The sequence below is a fragment of the Psychrobacillus sp. FSL W7-1493 genome, assembly GCF_038004905.1.
Taxonomy (GTDB): Bacteria; Bacillota; Bacilli; order Bacillales_A; family Planococcaceae; genus Psychrobacillus.
In genome coordinates, this window is record NZ_JBBOSB010000001.1 from 1,621,034 (window position 1) to 1,639,379 (window position 18,346).

An 18,346-nucleotide genomic window follows, 5' to 3' on the forward strand; every position below is an offset into this window, starting at 1 on the left:
ATGAAATTTCCAAGCGTTGCAACAAATCGAAAGCTCGTCACTAACACAGAGATTAATAAAAAAATAGCGGATATGACTAGTGTCTTACAAGGGTTTTGGGCAGCAGATAGATGGGATATAAGAATTTGCCCACATCCTAGTGCGATAGAGTTAAGTAAGAATCCTTCGTTAAGAAATCGTTGGGTAAATTTTGATAAAGTAGAAAACATCTGGTTAAAAACAGAATTAAAATACTTTTATTATGTTCTCTTAAATAATGGAACTTGGAGTGCAAAAACTGTTTGGATTAGAAAAGGAACAGTGATAAGTCGAATGTTGGGGTTTTTAAATTTAAAATATCCCGATATTACCTCTATAACTGAAGTACCTATAGTAAAAGCTTTGACGGAATACCGAACTTACTTAGTAGAACAAGGAATAAAATCTACGACTAAAAATTACAAGCTTGATATAAATCAAAATAAAATTTCTGTGCAAGCGAACTCCTACTACGTTACTAATTTAAAACAGTTTATGGAGTTCTATGAGGATTTCTATTTTGATGGTGAAGAATGGGATAAAGATGTTTGGGATCTAAGAAAACTTTCATTGCCGGAAGATAAGATAAATCCAACGTCCTACGAATATACAATCAATTTCAAGGGTTTTGAAAATGATTATTTTAAAGAAATCGTCAAGCGATATTGTAAGTTAATGTTAAATACACGTAGCTTTTCCCATGTAGTTGATATGGCGTCAAAATTAAGAGAGTTTTTTAATTTTATAAATACAAATTGTGAAGGCATACGAAGGATTCATCAATTAACTAGGAATGAAGTTGAGCAATATTTAAATGAAATTAATTTAAAAGGTTTAAAACCTAGTACTGCGACTGGACGAATATCTACTTTAGAAGTTTTTTTCTCTACACTTCAAAGGTTTGATTGGAAGGATTCGCCTTCCCAAATCCTTATCTTTCGAGAAGATTATCCTAAAGTGCCGAAGGCACAACCACGTTATATAGATGAACATGTCCTTGAACAATTAAATGTTAAATTGGATAAATTGGAACCTTATATGGCTGCAATGGTTATGGTACTTCAAGAATGCGGAATGCGTATCGGTGAACTTTGTACATTGAAAAAAGGGAGTGTCATAACAGATAAAGAAGGGGATTGCTTTTTAAAGTATTATCAGTGGAAAATGAAGAAAGAACATACCATTCCTATTTCTAAAGAAATTGCTGCATTGATATTGGTTCAAGAGCAAAGAGTGGCTTATGAACTTGACGATGGATGTGTATATGTATTTCCACGGAAAGATGGTTCTCCATTGAAGCAAGATACCTTTAGAGTTAAATTAAATAAATTAGCTTATGAAGAAAAGATAACGGATAATAAAGGAGAGATTTTCCGATTTCATGCTCATGCCTTTCGGCATACAGTTGGCACTAGAATGATAAACAACGGAGTGCCACAGCATATTGTTCAAAAATTCTTAGGGCATGAATCACCAGAAATGACTGCAAGATATGCCCATATTTTTGATGAAACTCTAAAGAAAGAGTTCATAAAGTTTAAGGAAACTTTGGTGACGAATAGCGGTAGCATTCTGGATTTAACCGAAGAAAATACTGAAGCTGACAATACAGATCTTCAATGGTTTAAAAAAAATATCAATGCACAAGCACTTCCTAATGGCTATTGTCGTTTACCAGTAATTGCGGGACCGTGTCCTCACGCAAATGCTTGTTTAGATTGTACGAACTTCTGTACAAGTAAACAATTTCTAAATGAACATGAAGAGCACTTAGACCGAACTAAAGAAATATTAAATAGGGCTAAACAGAACCAATGGCAGCGTCAGGTTGAAACTAACGAACGTGTTAAAAATAGATTAGAGCAAATTATTCATTCGTTAAAGGAGACGAATTAAGATGACTAGAAAGAGTAACACAACTGCCATAATTCAACTATCCAAAGAAAAGTCGGAGAAGACAAGAATTAGGGTTGAAAAGACAATTTCAGAGATGGCACTGAAAAAAGAGAAGATTAATTTTAATTCCGTTGCACAAAAAGCAAGTGTTTCAAAGTCATGGCTGTACAAACAAAAAGACATTAGAACTAGAATAGAGACATTAAGAGGGATGCAAATAAGTGAATTAGTTCCCCGTAAACAGAGTAAAAACCTTCGTTCAGAAGATAGTTTAATTAAGACATTAAAAATCCGAATAAAGGCACTAGAAGAAGAAAACAAACAATTAAGGGATCAAGTTCAAAAATTACATGGCAAGTTGTTTTAGAGGTCTTGTTGAATAAGATAAAATAGTACATTGCAAATTAAAACAAGAAAAGCACTCTGTTAAATATGGAGCAAGGCATTCCCGAAGATCTTCTATGGTTAGACTACAGCTAATGTTACTGGATAGATAACATTCCCTTGGGGAAAAATCAAAATATACAAAAGTAAGTGGAGAAAAACGACTCGTTTTTCTCCACTTACCCTTTATTTTATGATTTTTATAAAAACTTCTCGAAATTTTCCCGAAATAGATTTGTTAATTTTGTTGCTTGGATATCATAAGCCTCTTTATCTTTCCATGTATTGCGGGGGTTAAGAATTTCAGATGGTACATTAGGACAACTTTTAGGTATGTTAAGACCAAAACTCCGTTCCATTTCAAATTCTGTATGTGCTAATTGACCTTCAATAGCTGCTGTAACCATCGCTCGAGTATGGGAAAGGGAAATACGTTCGCCTATTCCATAAGGGCCTCCTGACCAACCTGTATTAATTAAATAAACATCCACGTCATGTTTCCGAATTTTCTCTCGAAGCATTTCAGCATAAACTCTAGGTGATAATGGCAAGAATGGTGCACCAAAACAGGTTGAAAATGTTGCTTCTGGTTCTGTTATGCCCCTTTCAGTTCCAGCTAATTTACTGGTATAACCTGAAAGAAAATAATACATGGCATGTTCTTTTGATAATTTAGAAATGGGTGGTAAAACACCGAACGCATCTGCTGTTAAAAAGAAAATAACATTTGGATGTCCTGCCGTACTCGGATTAAGAGCATGCGGAATGTTATGGATCGGATAAGCTGCTCGTGTGTTTTCTGTTAAACTACAATCATTATAATCTGCCAAATGTGTATGAGGATCGATTATGACATTTTCTAAAACAGATCCATAAGTAATCGCGCGAAATATTTCTGGTTCTTTTTCCTCTGATAAGTTGATGCATTTTGCGTAACAACCACCTTCAATATTAAATACACCTTTGTCTGACCAACCATGTTCATCATCACCAATTAACATACGATTAGCATCTGCTGAGAGAGTGGTCTTTCCCGTACCTGATAAACCAAAAAATAAAGCAACATCTTCATTTAATCCTTTATTTGCAGAACAATGCATAGAAAGAACATCATTAATTGGTAAAAGATAATTCATTATAGTAAAAATCGATTTTTTAATCTCTCCTGCGTACTGTGTTCCTCCAATCAATACGATTTTTTTATCGAAATTAATCACAATAAAAGTTTCGGAATTTGTTCCATGAATGGAAGGTGTAGCTTCAAAATTAGGAACGCAGATTACAGTGAAATCTTCTTTGTGTACAGCTAACTCTTCTTTTGTTGGACGAATAAATAATTGATGAGCAAATAAATTATGCCAAGCATACTCGTTAATGATTCGAATAGGTAGACGATATGCTTGATCGGCTCCAGCGAACCCATCAAATACAAATAGTTCTTTTTCTTCTAGATAATTAGAAACATCCTTTAAAAGAAGATCAAAATTTGCTGACGTCATTTGTTGATTTGTTTTCCAATCAATTGCAAGTTCAGAGGCAAGTTCTTTAACAATAAATTTATCTTTAGGTGAACGGCCTGTATATTTACCTGTTTTCGCTACTATCGCGCCACCAGAAGAAAGTTGAACCTCTTTACGCTTGATAGCGATTTTTATTAGTTGACTAGGTGTTATATTAAAATGTAATTTGAGTGCGTTGTTTAGTCCCATTTTATATCCATCCTTTTTAGTTATCTTTTATTTTTTATATTTCTAGTAATTTAGACTCCTTTTTATCGAGATTTCCTGTATGTGAAAGTTGATTGCATTCATGAAAAGCGAAATGCTTACATCCTAAACATTTATTATGGTTAATTTCTGAGATGGAATAGTCAATGGCTTCGCCTGTACGACTAAATATATACTTTTCACCAATTTCATCATAAAGACCAGACTTTTTCAATGACTTTTTCAAATCATCAACTATACCTGAAAGCACAAGAATTCCACCTTGTTTTTTATAATAATTGACAATATTCTTCAAATTCGCTTCACCTGTCGAATCGATGAACGGTACTTTCCCCATACGTAAAATCAAGACAGTAGGTTCATAATGAATTGTATCCATTATGCGTTGTTCAAACACTTGTGCAGCACCAAAAAAAAGTGGCCCTTCAATTGTATAAATGCTAATTTGTGGGCAGTTATGAGCTTCGTTAACTACATGGGATTGAACAATTTCATTCTTATGAGTGTGGTCTGGTAACACTTTGGAAACAACCAACATATTACTCATGCGTTTTGCGAATAAAACGACAGCTAAGATGAGACCAACCATAACTGCTATCGTAATACTGGTGAAGACAGTTAAAAGAAATGTAACCAATAAAATAAGAGAATCGCCACTTTTCATTTTCAACACATGAAGAAACTGTTTTCTTTCACTCATATTCCAAGCCACTATCATTAAAACAGGCGCCATACTAGCTAACGGAATAAGTGAAGCATAGGGTGCTAATATTAAGAGGGTTAATAAAACAAAAATCCCATGAATAATCCCTGACATAGGAGAAGTAGCACCAGATTTAATATTTGTCGCTGTTCGTGCAATTGCACCTGTAGCTGGAATTCCTCCAAATAAAGGAGTAATGATATTTGCAATTCCTTGGCCCATTAATTCACGATTACTATTGTGTTTACTATTCGTCATCCCATCTGCTACTACAGCGGATAAGAGAGATTCAATTCCTCCCAATATAGCAATTACAAATGCAGGTACTATTAAACGCTGTATTCTTTCCCATGTTATATCGGGAAAGCGAAAATGAGGGAGTTGGCTTGGAATTTCTCCAAAGGTGGAGCCTATAGTTGAAATATTGCCTGAAAAGAATACTGTTGCTATTATTGTTGTTACGATTAAACCAATTAGTGATCCAGGAACTTTCGGCAATAATTTCGGTGTGAGTAAAATGACGAAAAGACACAATATGGCAATTCCTATACTATAAAAATTCATTGTATCAATATGAAAGATAATTTCCTTCATGTTGTCAATGAACTTCTCATGTTTTTCAAGCCCTGTCAGTCCAAAGAAATTTTCAATTTGCCCTGTGAAAATAATAATGGCAATCCCTGAAGTAAAACCAATTGTGACAGGACGAGGGATGAATTTAATCAAAGAACCTATTTTAAAAATCGCCATTAAACACAAGATAATACCGGCTAAAAAACCAGCAAGTAATAAATCTGTATATCCATAAGCTATGACAATCCCAAAAAGAATAGGTACGAAAGCACCAGTAGGTCCTCCAATTTGATATTTCGATCCACCAAATAAAGAAATTAAGATACCAGCAATACATGCTGTGTAAATCCCGTATTCTGGTTTCACACCTGATGCAATAGCAAATGCCATAGCTAATGGTATAGCAATTACCCCTACAATAACGCCTGAAAGAAGATCTTTTTGGAAATGCCGTATTGAATAGTCATCAAATCTTCCTGTAAAAAAGCTTTTCATTATACCCCTTCTTTTTCTATGAATGATTAAAATAGTAAATTGATTGTATATTATTGATTGTTTAGGGAGTTATATCTATTTAAATTTCCATTGATTACTCCGATTCTATGATTTAGAAAGTGTATCTTCTTCATCTAATTCTTCTAACATAGAAAGGGTATCAATTAAATGATTATTGAAGATTTCTCGTGTAACTATTAAAAGTTTTATAATGGATGGGTCGCGAAGTGAATAAACAACTCGTTTACCATTTTTGATACCAACTACAATATTTTTAGAGCGTAATACACTTAGTTGTTGGGAAACTGCGGAACCTTCACTATTAAGAGTGCTTTGAATTTCTGTAACGCTCTTTTCTCCTTCTGACAGTAATTCAAGAATCCGTATTCTTAGTGGATGTGCCAAGGCTTTAAAAAAATCAGCTTTAAATTGTTGTATATCTGTCCACAATCAATTTTCCTCCTTTGACAAATTCGATTATACATATTCAAATGTTTGAATATGTATAATCGAATTATACCTCCAGTTCTTTTGATTTACAAATCATTTTAAGTTAAAAATACAGAAATGTAGTTTTCTATCGTTAATACCTAAATTAATTAGTTAATCAACAATTCCTAGTGCGAAGTATCTTTACAGCGAACGACCAGACTTCGTTTATCCATCCAGTTGGTACAAGTTCCTGTTCTAATAAAGGCAAAACGACATGATCCCCACCGAAAACTAAATTTACAGGGGTAAACGAAATAAAAAGGCGACCACTCATTTGAAGTGCCCCCATAAAGTTAAACAGTTTCTCTTATCTTTTTTGACTAATTCTTTCATAAAAAAGGTAATTTTATAATTTAGTTATGCTAACTCTGAAGACATGTAGTCAAAGCCAAGAGATTGCTTTCATAATATTTCTCCCACTTTACTATTGATATTTGACATCTCCTTCGACTGAAGACATAGATGTAACGAAACGGTTAATGGAGGCGGGAAAGCTTATGGGTATTGAACTTCTTGACCATGTAATCATAGGGGACCATCAATTTATAAGTTTAAAAGAAAAGGGGTATATGTGACACTGTGCATTTTTCTTTCTTTCCGTTATAATAAGTGTTATTACTTAAAAAATAAGTGAAACTTGTTTAGATTAGAAAGGGAGTAAAAAATAGTGTTTGGATTTGGATCAAGAGATGTAGGAATAGACTTAGGAACAGCGAATACGCTTGTTTTCATCAAAGGGAAGGGCATCGTTTTAAGAGAGCCTTCCGTAGTAGCAAAAAACGTACAAAACGGTGACATTGTTGCAGTAGGTAACGATGCAAAAAATATGATTGGCCGTACTCCCGGTTCTATTGTGGCGATTCGCCCAATGAAGGATGGGGTTATCGCAGATTTTGATACTACCTCAGCCATGATAGAATACTATTTGAAAAATGCGATGAAGTCATCAGGAATGTCTTGGAGCAAGCCCAATGTCATGATTTGCGTACCTTTTGGTATTACTTCAGTAGAACAACGCGCTGTAATTGATGCTGCTAAGCAAGCAGGAGCTCGTGAAGCATTGACTATCGAAGAGCCGTTTGCAGCTGCCATCGGAGCTAATCTGCCAGTTTGGGAACCTACTGGAAGTATGGTCGTTGATATAGGTGGAGGAACTACAGAAGTTGCTGTTATTTCTCTTGGTGGAGTAGTAACGAGTGAATCCGTTCGTGTTGGCGGGGATGCAATGGACCAAGCAATTACAAGCTATGTTCGTAAGACGTATAACCTAACAATCGGTGAACGTACTGCAGAGGCAATCAAGATGGAAATTGGATCTGCACGTGTTATGGAAGCAGAAGAGTCTATGGATATTCGTGGACGTGACCTTGTGACGGGGTTACCAAAAACAATTGAAATATCATCAAAAGAGATCGCAAATGCATTGCGTGAATCTATTGCGTCTATCATTGATGGAGTGAAGAAAACGTTAGAACAGACTCCTCCAGAGCTTTCAGCAGATGTAATGGAGCGCGGCATTATGCTTACAGGTGGTGGAGCTTTACTTCGTAACCTGGACAAAGTAATTAGTGATCAAACGAATATGCCTGTATTTATCGCTGAAAACCCATTAGATTGTGTTGCAATCGGAACTGGTAAAGCGTTAGATCATATGGGATTATTGAAACGTCAACAAACAAAAGGTTAAGGGGAAGTGAGATATGCCACAGTTTTTTTCAAATAAGCGATTAATCTTGCTACTTGTAGGGATGATTTTTCTTGTGGCACTTATCAGCTTTACATTGCGCGATCGAAATCATGCATCATTGCCAGAACAATTAGTAAAAGATGTAGTCGGGTTTGGACAAACGTTGTTTTCCAAACCTACTCAATATGTAACGGGTGTTTTTAATAATATAGATTCTTTACTTAATACATATGATGAGAACAAAAGATTGAAAGCAAGATTAGAAGATTATGCCTCCTTACAAGCAGAAGTAAATGATTTAAAGCTCGAAAAAAAAGAATTACAAGAAATAGTTGATAAAAAAGAAGATCTTCGTGATTTCAACCCTATCCAAGCAACGGTTATTGCTCGTAATCCCGATCAATGGGAAGAGAAAATAATCATTAATCGGGGAGAAATTCATGGAGTAGAAGCAAATATGGCCGTAATGACTGCCAAAGGTCTAATTGGTAAGGTCATTTTAACTACTCCATATACCTCTACGGTTGAGCTTTTATCTACACAAAACCCGAATTATCGTGTATCAGCTGTCATTGCAAGCGAAGAGGGAGAAGTGTTTGGATTAATAGAAGGCTTTGACGAAGAACGAAAAGAATTAGTTCTGAAGAGAATTGATTCGGAGTTTGAGGTGAAAAAAGGGCAGAAAGTCACTACCTCAGGCTTGGGTGGAATATTCCCAAAAGGAATTTTAGTTGGTGAGGTAACTGAGGTTACCACAGATGATTATGGTTTGACTAAACTCGCTTACATTAAACCAGAGGCAAGCTTCTCTATATTGGACCATGTAATCATCGCAAATCGTTCTATGAACGGAGTAGATGGTTCTGATGGTGCTAATACGGAGGCTGACTTGGCTGCCGAGAAAGAGGCAGGGGATGGCTCATGATGCGATATCTAGTAGTGCTCATTTCGGTTCTATTATTTTATATGGAACCGATTTTTGGTCTTTTCTCGCCAATTGAGCTAAATAATGAACTTTATACACTAGTACCAAGGTTTTTAATTATATATTTGATTTTTGTTTCTATTTATTATGATAAAAAAAGGGCAATGTTATATGGATTGTTGTTTGGGCTCTTGTACGATGTCTTTTTCATTGATATTATTGGATTATATTCTTTTATTTACCCATTAATGTGCTTGGTAGCAAGTTTTATAGTAAAATTTATACACCAACACTTGCTGGTAGCTACTATCTTGTCGCTAGTTTTAGTGGCAGTAGTAGAGACATTGCTGTTCTTTTTCTATACAGCAATTGGTATTAAAATCATGACATTTAGTAGTTTTTATGAACATAATCTTTTACCAACAATGTTGGCGAACCTCATCTTTATATTGATGTTCGGATGGTTATTTAAATATATTCTTCTATACCGTTTTAATCAAAAAGCATTACTTCTTCAAAAATAATATTTTTTGGTTTCACAGTAGATCTGAGGTGACTTGATTGACGAAAAAGCAGTTAATATCGATTAAAGGAACGAAAGAGGGCCTTGTATTACGTTTAGACGATCAGTGTTCATACACAGAACTTTTAGAAGAATTAACGAAAAAGGTTTCTGATGAAGGTTTTGAAGGCCAGGCAGAAGTACTCTTACAACTTGGATATCGATATTGTAATGACGAACAGGCAAAAGAAATTATAAATTGTGTACAACAGACGGCACATCTCCGTGTTTCTAAAATACAGAGTGAAGTAATGACCGTTGAAGATTGTAATAGAAGATTATTAGAAAATCAGTCAGAGACATATGTTGGGATTGTAAGGTCTGGACAAGTCATCAAAGCAGTGGGCGACCTCGTGGTCATTGGAGATGTCAATCCGAATGGACGAGTAGTAGCTGGAGGAAATGTGTTTGTGCTTGGAAGGCTAAAGGGCATCGCACATGCTGGTTCAAATGGCAACAAAAATGCAGTCATCGCAGCTTCCTGGCTAGAGGCAACCCATCTAATAATTGATAATGTTATAGAAACGATGACGGATGAGTTAAGTGTCTTATCGGAGCAACCCGAAATGGAATGTGCTTATTTACATACTAATGGCTCTATCGCAATTGACCGTTTACAGGAGCTTAGATTAATAAGACCAAATTTATCGACATTTAAAGGAGGAAGCTAATGTGGGAGAAGCAATCGTAATAACTTCAGGTAAGGGAGGAGTCGGTAAAACGACGACCACTGCTAACCTTGGTACTGCATTGGCTTTGCAAGGTAAGAAAGTTTGTTTAATGGATACAGACATAGGTCTTAGAAACTTAGACGTTGTTCTAGGACTAGAAAATAGAATTATTTATGATTTAGTAGATGTTGTGGAAGGTCGCTGTAAGATTCACCAAGCATTAGTAAAGGATAAACGTTTTGAGGATAAACTTTACCTTTTGCCAGCAGCACAAACAACGGATAAAAATGCAGTCAATCCTGAACAGATGAGAGAACTGGTTACAGAGCTTAAACGAGATTATGACTATGTATTAATAGATTGTCCTGCAGGTATTGAACAAGGATATAAGAATGCGATTGCAGGAGCTGACAAAGCAATTGTTGTCACAACACCTGAAATTTCAGCTGTGCGTGATGCAGACCGTATAATCGGCTTGTTAGAGCAAGAGGAAGCTATCGATCCTCCAAAATTAATTATCAATCGAATCCGCCAGCATCTTATGCAAAGTGGAGACGCTTTAGATATCAATGAAATTACAACGCATTTATCCATCGATTTATTAGGAATCATAGCGGATGATGAGAATGTTATTACATCTTCTAATAAGGGTGAGCCTGTAGTAATGGACCCATCTAACCGTGCTGCACTTGGTTATCGAAACATTGCAAGACGCATTCTAGGAGAATCCGTACCACTTATGTCAATGGATACCCCTAAAAAAGGCGTTATCTCTAAAATTAAATCTATTTTTGCTAAATAAAAAAATAAGAGACATTATAAGAAGGCACTCTCTGTTCTATTTTGAACAGAAAGTGTCTTCTTTGTTTGTGTATTTCTAACAACTTCAATTTTCACTTAAGACTCATGTATCATTGTTTTTTATCTCTTTATTATCCTGCTAGCCTTAAATCAACTCATCCTTTTGCTTAAAGGCGAATCACTACTCTACGTGTTTTTACTGAATTTAAACTTACCAAATCGACTTTACTGATTTTACTTTTCGTGTGTTTCTATTCTTCATAGGAAATACCTTATGCTTAATAATTTAAAAGGAAGATATTAATTGATTGAAGTGGAAGACGGCGACTCCCTCTTAAAATGTAGTCGTACCAATGGTTTCATTACGTATTTTAAAGTGAAAAAAATTTTTTTAACTCGTCTAACTGATCTTTTGCACCCTTATTAAACCACTTATTAAAAATATTGGAAACGAAGGCTGTGCTCCGCTAAAAATCTTGGTTAAAAATTCCATAAATATACTATTCTTGGATGCACTCTGTTTCTCTGCAGAACTTATGATGACGTACCCTCCCATATCTCTTTGCGTCGCACGCATACATTCCTTCGTTCGGTCTAGTCATAAGGCAGAGGCCGGCTATGCTCCAGCAGGGACTTGAAGTCGAATGTCGCGGTTGTGCCAGCTCTCTATGTCATCCAACTAAGTTAAACAACTAATGAAATGGTTCACGCTGCCGTTTGAAGAACAGTCAGGTCTTGTATCATGCGTTCTGACTGAAACATCTGTTTCTTCGTACAGAGGCCATGTGCGATTTTTAATAGTTTGCCACATAAGACCACCATGGCTTCTTTCTTTCTTAAAGGGTTTACTGGGCGTTCAATATAATAATGATACAGTGCCTTAAAGGCAGGATTGTAACGAATCATAGGCAAGATGGCTCGGAAGAGGGCTGCACGCAATTTTCTGCGTCCTCGTTTAGAAATCTTCTTTTGTCCCTTTTGTTCACCCGAGGAGTTCTCCCGTAATGTCAGTCCCGCTAGTTTGATAATTTGGCGTGGACTATGAAAGTTAGTGAACGGCCCTACCTCTGATAACAGCTCGACGGCTGTATTGGGGCCGACCCCCTCGATAGATACCAAAAAGAGATAATCGGGCATATTCTGAGCGATTTCTTGTAACCGTTCTGCCAGTAATTCATACTGTTGTTGAACGAGTCTATATTGCATAACCAAGGTATGAATCTCAAATCGAGCCATCTCCAGGCCTTCGGTCAACCCGATCGAGATTTCAGCGGCTTCCTTGAGTTTAACTATTTTGGGAGAAGAGACACACTTTAACCCAGCAACCTCTTTGTAGAAAGGGAGTAGCTCCGCCACTTCTTTTTCTCGAAGGTCCTCTGGTAATGGTGTTTTCTCCAGCACTGCCAGGGCGGTTTTCCCGATGTCTTTAAAGACATGTTGGAATTCTGGGAAGAACCGATCTGTCCATCGAATGATTCGATTGGTAATGATGCCAAGCTCTTTCTGAAGCGAGGCGCGATGGGATGCACCATTGCGCAGTTCCGCTTCGATGCCTTCTAAAATGCGTGGGAAGCTGAACCGCCCATCGCGGATTAGCTTGGCGATGACCATCGCATCCTTCACATCGTTCTTTGTCTGTAGATTGTCATCCAATTCTTTGGATTTCTTCACGTGACTAGGATTCACAAGCACATAGCGGATGCCATGCGCTGTTAAATGGGCCGCTAGGTTCATCCAGTAGTGTCCCGTTGGTTCGAACCCAACAAGGATTTCTGATTTCTCGTGTTTGTTTTTTAATGCGAGTAGCTGTTCATAGAAGGTCGTAAATCCTTCTGCCGACTGTCTGATAGGGAATGACTTATGCAATACTCGTCCACGGTCGTCTACAGCACATGCGTAATGTTTGCGCTTGGCGATATCGATCCCAATGACCAACGTCTTTTCACTCACTTGATTAATTTTATGATTCGTACTATTATTCATAAGAGGCCCTCCTATATATGTTTTGAGTATTCAATTGGTTGTTGTTACTCTAGCATCATATAAGAGGGTTCTTTTTTTTTCAAGAGCCTGTAAAGTAATCATACAGGAATGCTCCAGCCGGAATAGCATGAGGTGAAGACCCCCGCAGGAGCACAGCGACGAGGAGGCTGAAGCCATGCCGGCGGAAAGCGCCCGTCTGGAACGCAAATCAAAGTCTACTCGCTTTTAATCTCTTTAAAAGTATATAAAATAAATAAATTCATAAATAGAAGCAAGCTTACCTAATCAAAAACCTCCATAATTCTTGATTGAAGTGGAAGACGGCGACTCCAGCCGGAATAGCATGAGGTGAAGACCCCGCAGGAGCACAGCGACGAGGAGGCTGAAGCCATGCCGGCGGAAAGCGTCCGTCTGGAATGCAAATCAGAGTCTACTCGTTATTAATACTCTTTAAAAGTATTTAAAATAGATAAATTCATAAATAGAAGCAAGCTTACCTAATCAAAAACCTCCCTAGTTCTTGATTGAAGTGGAAGATGGCGACTCCAGCCGGAATAGCATGAGGTGAAGACCCCGCAGGAGCACAGCGACGAGGAGGCTGAGGCCATGCCGGCGGAAAGCCTCCGTCTGGAACGTAAATCAAAATCTACTTACTATTAATTTCATTTACCTCTTAAACAAGAACGTTAAAATTATTAGGAATTCCATTTTTCTATCATGAAATGGGACAGATAGTCATATATTTTTTTAGGGGGAATGTTATGCTATCGAAAAGAAAATGGGTTCTTGCATTTCTATTAGTATTTACTTTTATCGCGATGGACAAATTAGAAGAAAATGATGCACTGTCTACTAACTATGCGTCTAAACTTTTAGCTCCTCAAAAGCCTACAGAAATGTATCAAAAAGTAAGAGATTGGATTACCCCAAACGAGGAAGTAGTCACAGTGAGTGGACCGCTTTTAGAAAATCCAGTACTGGAGTACAGCACTATTCAACCATATAGTGAGGGGGCAGTCCTGTCGCTCTCTGCTTCACAGGAAATTGGAGCTTCTGAAAATGGTCTGATTATATTTACTGGCTACAAAAAGAAAACTGGCAAGACTATATCTATTTTATACGACAATGGAGAAACAGTTACTTATGGATTTGTGGAGGATTTCTTCCAGCTACCGTATACTTCTGTAAGCGCTGGAGAAATATTTGCATCAGTAAAGCGAGATATACTGTATGTGCAAGTAGAGAAGGATGGGGAAGTATTAGATACGACGGAAATCGTTGACTGGCTAGCTTTAAACTATGAAGAATAGGCTTTTCCGAATACATCCGATTATGATCCCCTTTCTTCTTTTTTTCTATTTATCTGGAGAGATTGCAGTTTATGCTATCGTTTTCGGCTCTCTCATCTTACATGAATTAGGTCATTTAGGAGCTGCAAAGCTAGTTGGTGGGAAAATATATTCATGTACGATTCTCCCGTATGGAGGAGAAATTAAAATCGAACAATTTTCTAAATGGGAAAAGAGAGAGCAACTTGTTGTTATTTTTGGAGGACCATTTGTTACTTTGTTAGTTCTTTTATTAAGTCTAATTTTGCATTTTCCACAGGTGGAGCTACTTACCTACACGCAGCTAGTAATCCTAGGATTAAATTTACTTCCTATTTATCCACTTGATGGCGGACGCGTTATCTATTCAATATTTCCGAACTTTTATATCGAGTTAGTCAGTTTTTCTCTATGGATCAGTATGCTAATCTTTTATACCAGTCTGTACTACTTTCCTAAAGGTTTATTTGTATCGCTAATCTTTTTATTTGTTGCTATACAAAATTATTCTTCTTGGAGATTTAGAAAGTACAAGCTAGCATTTGATCGAATGACGAAAAACGCTTGACTCGATTTTTTATATGTGTTAACATTTTAATGTTATTGTTTGTAGCAGCACCCGTTGCTACAACCGCTCTGAAAAGGTTCAAGCATTCGAGTGATCGAATCACCTTTTGTAAGGCGAGTCTTAGTCTAAGAGGAGGTGCAGGTAAATGTACGCAATTATTGAAACTGGTGGTAAACAAATCAAAGTTGAACAAGGGCAAGAAATCTATATTGAAAAATTAGATGTAAACGCTGATGAAGTTGTAACTTTTGATAAAGTTTTATTCGTAGGTGGGAATGATGTTAAAGTTGGTGCTCCATTCGTGGAAGGTGCTAAAGTTACAGCGAAAGTTGTAAAAAACGGCAAAGCTAAAAAAATCATCGTTTTCAAATACAAAGCTAAAAAGAACTATCGTAAAAAACAAGGTCACCGTCAACCATATACTAAATTAGTAGTAGAATCTATTAGCTTATAATATGATTAAAGTGACTGTTACACGAGATCAATCAGGTCTTATTCATTCCTTTGAAATGAAAGGACATGCTGATTTTGCTGAACATGGGAAGGATTTAGTTTGTGCAGGAGCTTCTGCTGTATCATTTGGTGCAGTGAATGCCATTATCTCACTTACAAAAATTACTCCTATTATTAAGCAAAAGGGTGACGGAGGGTATTTATACGTTGAAGTACCTAGCATTGAAAGCTCTGAAAAAGCTGCAAGCATGCAGTTAATATTGGAGTCAATGATTGTATCTTTACAAACGATTGAGCAAGATTACGCTAAGTATATAAAAATAACCTTCAAAAAGTAGGAGGTGGAACATATGTTAAGATTAAATCTTCAGTTTTTCGCATCGAAAAAAGGAGTAGGTTCGACTAAAAATGGTCGTGACTCTCAATCGAAACGTCTAGGCGCTAAACGTGCTGATGGACAATTCGTATCAGGCGGATCAATTTTATTCCGTCAACGCGGTACAAAAATTCACCCAGGTGAAAACGTTGGCCGTGGTGGAGATGACACACTTTTCGCGAAAGTTGACGGTGTAGTGCGCTTTGAGCGTTTCGGCCGCGACAAGAAAAAAGTAAGTGTATATCCTGTAGCTCAAGAAGCTTAATTTACAAAATAAGAGGACTGCATTTATGCAGTCCTTTTTTATTTTCTTAAATAACAAAAAAGTAATCATACTCCTGCACAAAATAATTCTATACCTGTTATACTAGAAGAATAGTAAACGTTGGAGCGTGTATACTAATATGAATCCTAAAAATATATCAATTAACGAAGTACTTCGTCATTCCATGCATGATTTTTTAAATCATATGCATTTAATTCAAATGAATTTGGATATCGGTAGACCCGAAGAGGCTAAACAATTAATTCATAGGTATTCAAAGAAGTGCGCCCAATTCTTCGATTTAAACAATTTAGGATTGTTAAAGACGAATGAATGGCTGCAAACGTTTCCTATAACGTATAGTCAGATGACTTTAGAAATTCAAACATCTGTGTCAAAACGTGGACTAGAAATGTTCGATTATGAATTAGAAAATATTCTCGATTGCTTTGTGCAAACTATTTATCCTAAGCTGCAAGGCTATCAAGAACAGATTCTAAAGGTTCATATCCATTCAAATGAATTACTTGAAGTTATAATTGAAGTAAATGGAGATTGGTCTCCATTCTCTTGGATAGAATATTCGAATCATGAATTATTTACTATGGAAAGACTGAACAACACAGTAGGATACCTGCAATTTAAGTTAGTTGCAAAGGAAAGATTGGAGTGAAATAAATGTTTGTCGATCACGTAAAGGTGTATGTAAAAGGTGGAGATGGCGGAGATGGTATGGTTGGTTTCCGTCGTGAGAAGTATGTTCCTATGGGAGGTCCCGCTGGGGGCGATGGAGGAAATGGAGGTAATGTAGTCTTTGAAGTAGATGAAGGATTACGTACTTTGATGGATTTCCGATATAAGCGACAGTTTAAAGCGAACCGAGGAGTACACGGTGGTAGTAAGAATATGCACGGTGCAAACGCGGATGATTTAATTGTTAAAGTACCAGAAGGCACTGTAGTGATGAACGAGGAAACTGGACAAGTTATCGCTGACCTAGTTGAGCATGGACAAAGAGCTGTGATCGCTAAAGGTGGACGAGGCGGACGCGGAAATTCACGTTTTGCAACACCAGCGAATCCAGCACCTGAGTTATCCGAAAAAGGAGAACCAGGAAACGAGTTAAACGTTGTTTTAGAGTTAAAAGTGTTAGCTGATGTAGGACTAGTAGGCTTCCCAAGCGTTGGTAAATCTACATTACTCTCTGTAGTATCAGCTGCTAAGCCTAAAATAGCATCATATCATTTTACAACCATTGTACCTAACTTAGGGTTAGTAGAAACGGAAGATCACCGTAGCTTTGTAATGGCTGATTTACCGGGACTTATCGAAGGTGCTCATCAAGGTGTAGGCCTTGGACATCAATTCCTGCGTCATATCGAACGTACTCGTGTAATTGTACATGTTATTGATATGTCTGGCATGGAAGGTCGCGAGCCTTACGAGGATTATGTAACGATTAATGAGGAGTTAAGACAATATAATTTACGTTTGACTGAACGTCCTCAAATTATAGTAGCAAACAAAATGGATATGCCTGAAGCAGAGGAAAACCTAAAAGCATTTAAAGAAAAAGTGGGAGCAGATGCAAAAATATTCCCTATTTCTGCAGTGTCTCGTCAAGGATTACAGGAATTACTCTTTGCTATAGCTGATATCTTAGAAGATGCTCCTGAGTATCCATTAGAGCATATGCAGGAAGAAGAAACAGAAACATCTGTCATGTACAAGCATGAAGCTTCTAAGGATGACTTTGTTATTTCTAGAGATGACGATGGTGCATTCGTGCTTTCTGGTGGAACTGTAGAAAGATTATTTAAAATGACAGATTTCAGTCGAGAAGATTCTATCCGCAGATTCTCTAGACAATTACGTGGAATGGGTATCGATGATGCTCTTCGTACACGTGGTGCAAAAGATGGAGATACTGTACGACTATTACAATTCGAGTTTGAATTTATCGAATAGGGAGATGGGAACCGCATGAAGGATGTTACAAGCCAACGATTTTTTCTAGTGAGAGAAGATGTGTTGACAGAAGCAATGCAAAAAACTTTAGAAGCTAAGCATCTCCTTCAATCGAGGAAAGTTTCTTCGATTTGGGATGCTGTGAAAGAAGTCGATTTATCGCGTAGTGCTTTTTACAAATATCGTGATGCGGTTTTTCCGTTCCATTCTATTGTACAAGAAAGAATCTTAACAGTTTTTTTACAGTTAGAGGACCGAGAAGGAACGCTTGCACGATTATTATCCCTAGTGGCTGATTATGCTTGCAATGTCTTAACAATTCACCAAACGATCCCGATACAGGGACGAGCTAGCGTGACATTGTCATTGGATGTAACAGCCATGGCAAAGGAATTAGACGAGTTTATAAACGAAATGAAGCGACTAGACTTTGTAGAATCAGCAGAAATAATTAGTTCTGGTGCTTTTTAA

At 37.0% G+C, this 18,346-nt stretch carries 19 protein-coding genes, 1 pseudogene and 1 other annotated feature; of the genes and pseudogenes, 16 read left to right on the plus strand and 4 right to left on the minus strand.

All coding sequences use genetic code 11. The features are described from left to right. Both MKX96_RS08180 and MKX96_RS08185 read left to right on the plus strand, forming a co-directional pair. Positions 1-1,914 (plus strand): tyrosine-type recombinase/integrase, encoded by a 1,914-nt coding sequence (locus tag MKX96_RS08180; protein WP_340758915.1) that lies wholly within the window; start codon positions 1-3, stop codon positions 1,912-1,914. A gap of 1 nt (position 1,915) precedes the next feature. After that, positions 1,916-2,281, plus strand: a complete 366-nt coding sequence (locus MKX96_RS08185; RefSeq protein WP_340758914.1) for a DUF6262 family protein — start codon at positions 1,916-1,918, stop codon at positions 2,279-2,281. 217 nt (positions 2,282-2,498) lie between these two features. On the opposite strand, the gene pckA is transcribed toward MKX96_RS08185, so the two are convergent. The 3 genes from pckA to MKX96_RS08200 all read right to left on the minus strand — a co-directional run bounded on the left by pckA (position 2,499) and on the right by MKX96_RS08200 (position 6,246). After that, the gene (gene pckA / locus MKX96_RS08190; RefSeq protein WP_340758913.1) at positions 2,499-4,007 is read right to left on the minus strand and encodes a phosphoenolpyruvate carboxykinase (ATP); all 1,509 of its coding nucleotides are present in this window, start codon (positions 4,005-4,007) and stop codon (positions 2,499-2,501) included. 34 nt (positions 4,008-4,041) lie between these two features. Further along, entirely contained in the window at positions 4,042-5,796 is a 1,755-nt protein-coding gene (locus MKX96_RS08195) for a SulP family inorganic anion transporter (protein ID WP_340758912.1), read from the minus strand. Between the two features lie 105 nt (positions 5,797-5,901). Next, positions 5,902-6,246, minus strand: coding sequence for an ArsR/SmtB family transcription factor (locus MKX96_RS08200; protein ID WP_340758911.1), 345 nt, complete (start codon positions 6,244-6,246; stop codon positions 5,902-5,904). A 482-nt stretch (positions 6,247-6,728) separates the two neighbouring features. Between MKX96_RS08200 and MKX96_RS08205 the strand changes: the two are divergent. The 6 genes and pseudogenes from MKX96_RS08205 to minD form a co-directional block, all read left to right on the plus strand. Further along, positions 6,729-6,863, plus strand: a pseudogene (locus MKX96_RS08205) (JAB domain-containing protein); the annotation flags it as partial. Positions 6,864-6,955: 92 nt separating this feature from the next. After that, positions 6,956-7,975 carry a rod shape-determining protein gene (locus MKX96_RS08210; RefSeq protein ID WP_169359895.1) on the plus strand — a complete coding sequence of 340 codons (1,020 nt, stop codon included), beginning with the start codon at positions 6,956-6,958 and terminating at the stop codon, positions 7,973-7,975. A gap of 13 nt (positions 7,976-7,988) precedes the next feature. Continuing rightward, a complete protein-coding gene (mreC, locus tag MKX96_RS08215; RefSeq protein ID WP_169359896.1) occupies positions 7,989-8,900 on the plus strand; it encodes a rod shape-determining protein MreC in 912 nt (303 codons plus the stop codon). Continuing rightward, positions 8,897-9,424, plus strand: coding sequence for a rod shape-determining protein MreD (gene mreD / locus MKX96_RS08220; protein ID WP_169359897.1), 528 nt, complete (start codon positions 8,897-8,899; stop codon positions 9,422-9,424). The genes mreC and mreD overlap by 4 nt, the downstream gene beginning before the upstream one ends. Before the next feature lie 37 nt (positions 9,425-9,461). Continuing rightward, positions 9,462-10,133 carry a septum site-determining protein MinC gene (gene minC, locus MKX96_RS08225; protein ID WP_169359898.1) on the plus strand — a complete coding sequence of 224 codons (672 nt, stop codon included), beginning with the start codon at positions 9,462-9,464 and terminating at the stop codon, positions 10,131-10,133. Between the two features lies 1 nt (position 10,134). After that, positions 10,135-10,935, plus strand: a complete 801-nt coding sequence (gene minD, locus MKX96_RS08230) for a septum site-determining protein MinD (RefSeq protein ID WP_298470315.1) — start codon at positions 10,135-10,137, stop codon at positions 10,933-10,935. Positions 10,936-11,639: 704 nt separating this feature from the next. Here the strand turns inward: minD and MKX96_RS08235 are convergent. Further along, entirely contained in the window at positions 11,640-12,917 is a 1,278-nt protein-coding gene (locus tag MKX96_RS08235) for an IS110 family transposase (RefSeq protein WP_340883163.1), read from the minus strand. 761 nt (positions 12,918-13,678) lie between these two features. Between MKX96_RS08235 and MKX96_RS08240 the strand changes: the two genes are divergently transcribed. From MKX96_RS08240 to MKX96_RS08275, 8 genes are all read left to right on the plus strand, one after another. Continuing rightward, on the plus strand, positions 13,679-14,227 hold the full coding sequence (locus MKX96_RS08240; protein ID WP_169359900.1) for a hypothetical protein: 549 nt from the start codon (positions 13,679-13,681) through the stop codon (positions 14,225-14,227). Further along, complete coding sequence (locus MKX96_RS08245) at positions 14,217-14,813, plus strand: site-2 protease family protein (RefSeq protein WP_340883164.1); 597 nt, start codon at positions 14,217-14,219, stop codon at positions 14,811-14,813. Before MKX96_RS08240 ends, MKX96_RS08245 begins: the two co-directional genes overlap by 11 nt. Positions 14,814-14,864: 51 nt before the next feature. Then, positions 14,865-14,944 (plus strand) — a sequence feature (ribosomal protein L21 leader region). A 14-nt stretch (positions 14,945-14,958) separates the two neighbouring features. Beyond that, positions 14,959-15,267, plus strand: a complete 309-nt coding sequence (gene rplU, locus MKX96_RS08250) for a 50S ribosomal protein L21 (protein WP_142538629.1) — start codon at positions 14,959-14,961, stop codon at positions 15,265-15,267. A 1-nt stretch (position 15,268) separates the two neighbouring features. Then, the gene (locus tag MKX96_RS08255; protein WP_340883165.1) at positions 15,269-15,604 is read left to right on the plus strand and encodes a ribosomal-processing cysteine protease Prp; all 336 of its coding nucleotides are present in this window, start codon (positions 15,269-15,271) and stop codon (positions 15,602-15,604) included. A gap of 12 nt (positions 15,605-15,616) precedes the next feature. Then, positions 15,617-15,907: a 50S ribosomal protein L27 gene (rpmA, locus tag MKX96_RS08260; RefSeq protein ID WP_340883166.1), complete on the plus strand. Its 291-nt coding sequence runs from the start codon at positions 15,617-15,619 to the stop codon at positions 15,905-15,907. 139 nt (positions 15,908-16,046) lie between these two features. Further along, positions 16,047-16,580, plus strand: coding sequence for a Spo0B domain-containing protein (locus tag MKX96_RS08265; RefSeq protein ID WP_340883167.1), 534 nt, complete (start codon positions 16,047-16,049; stop codon positions 16,578-16,580). Positions 16,581-16,585: 5 nt separating this feature from the next. Then, the gene (gene obgE, locus MKX96_RS08270) at positions 16,586-17,875 is read left to right on the plus strand and encodes a GTPase ObgE (protein ID WP_169359904.1); all 1,290 of its coding nucleotides are present in this window, start codon (positions 16,586-16,588) and stop codon (positions 17,873-17,875) included. A 15-nt stretch (positions 17,876-17,890) separates the two neighbouring features. Next, positions 17,891-18,346: an ACT domain-containing protein gene (locus MKX96_RS08275; RefSeq protein ID WP_169359905.1), complete on the plus strand. Its 456-nt coding sequence runs from the start codon at positions 17,891-17,893 to the stop codon at positions 18,344-18,346.

Excerpts from the sequence above, each read along its gene's own strand:
- MKX96_RS08195 (WP_340758912.1), bottom strand. The coding sequence starts at position 5,796 with ATGAAAAGCTTTTTTACAGGAAGATTTGATGACTATTCAATACGGCAT.
- MKX96_RS08265 (WP_340883167.1), top strand. The coding sequence starts at position 16,047 with ATGAATCCTAAAAATATATCAATTAACGAAGTACTTCGTCATTCCATG.
- MKX96_RS08240 (WP_169359900.1), top strand. The coding sequence starts at position 13,679 with ATGCTATCGAAAAGAAAATGGGTTCTTGCATTTCTATTAGTATTTACT.
- MKX96_RS08255 (WP_340883165.1), top strand. The coding sequence starts at position 15,269 with ATGATTAAAGTGACTGTTACACGAGATCAATCAGGTCTTATTCATTCC.
- pckA (WP_340758913.1), bottom strand. The coding sequence starts at position 4,007 with ATGGGACTAAACAACGCACTCAAATTACATTTTAATATAACACCTAGT.
- mreC (WP_169359896.1), top strand. The coding sequence starts at position 7,989 with ATGCCACAGTTTTTTTCAAATAAGCGATTAATCTTGCTACTTGTAGGG.
- MKX96_RS08185 (WP_340758914.1), top strand. The coding sequence starts at position 1,916 with ATGACTAGAAAGAGTAACACAACTGCCATAATTCAACTATCCAAAGAA.
- rplU (WP_142538629.1), top strand. The coding sequence starts at position 14,959 with ATGTACGCAATTATTGAAACTGGTGGTAAACAAATCAAAGTTGAACAA.
- obgE (WP_169359904.1), top strand. The coding sequence starts at position 16,586 with ATGTTTGTCGATCACGTAAAGGTGTATGTAAAAGGTGGAGATGGCGGA.
- mreD (WP_169359897.1), top strand. The coding sequence starts at position 8,897 with ATGATGCGATATCTAGTAGTGCTCATTTCGGTTCTATTATTTTATATG.
- MKX96_RS08235 (WP_340883163.1), bottom strand. The coding sequence starts at position 12,917 with ATGAATAATAGTACGAATCATAAAATTAATCAAGTGAGTGAAAAGACG.
- MKX96_RS08245 (WP_340883164.1), top strand. The coding sequence starts at position 14,217 with ATGAAGAATAGGCTTTTCCGAATACATCCGATTATGATCCCCTTTCTT.
- MKX96_RS08275 (WP_169359905.1), top strand. The coding sequence starts at position 17,891 with ATGAAGGATGTTACAAGCCAACGATTTTTTCTAGTGAGAGAAGATGTG.
- MKX96_RS08180 (WP_340758915.1), top strand. The coding sequence starts at position 1 with ATGAAATTTCCAAGCGTTGCAACAAATCGAAAGCTCGTCACTAACACA.
- rpmA (WP_340883166.1), top strand. The coding sequence starts at position 15,617 with ATGTTAAGATTAAATCTTCAGTTTTTCGCATCGAAAAAAGGAGTAGGT.